Annotated in this window: 1 protein-coding gene; it reads left to right on the forward strand. The window is 70.1% G+C overall.

All coding sequences use genetic code 11. The features are described from left to right. Positions 1–187 (forward strand): hypothetical protein (locus tag ELR45_RS35245; RefSeq protein WP_165367804.1); only part of this gene is annotated, 187 nt, incomplete at its 5' end. Positions 188–308: the final 121 nt, after the last annotated feature.

The raw sequence follows: 308 nt of genomic DNA on the forward strand, positions 1-308 counted from the left end.
CGAGAACGGCGGTGACGAGAACGGTACGGACGACGGCACTGACGACGGGATTCCCGTACCGACCAGGATCGACACCGGGGAAGGAGCGACCGACGGCTCTCAGCAGCTGTGGCTGGCTCTCGGCGGTGTGCTGTCGGCTCTCGGCCTGGGCACACTCGGGTACCGCATGACCCGGAGCCAGCGGTGATCCGTACCAACCGCCCTGTGGCGGCCGCCCACCAGCGCACACGGCTGGTGGGCGGGCTGCTCGTCGCACTCCTCGGTTTCCTGACGTGGGGGTGCGGCACAGGGGCGGAGACGTCGCAGCC

It is taken from the genome of Phytoactinopolyspora endophytica (assembly GCF_004138495.1).
GTDB classification, from domain to species: domain Bacteria; phylum Actinomycetota; class Actinomycetes; order Jiangellales; family Jiangellaceae; genus Phytoactinopolyspora; species Phytoactinopolyspora endophytica.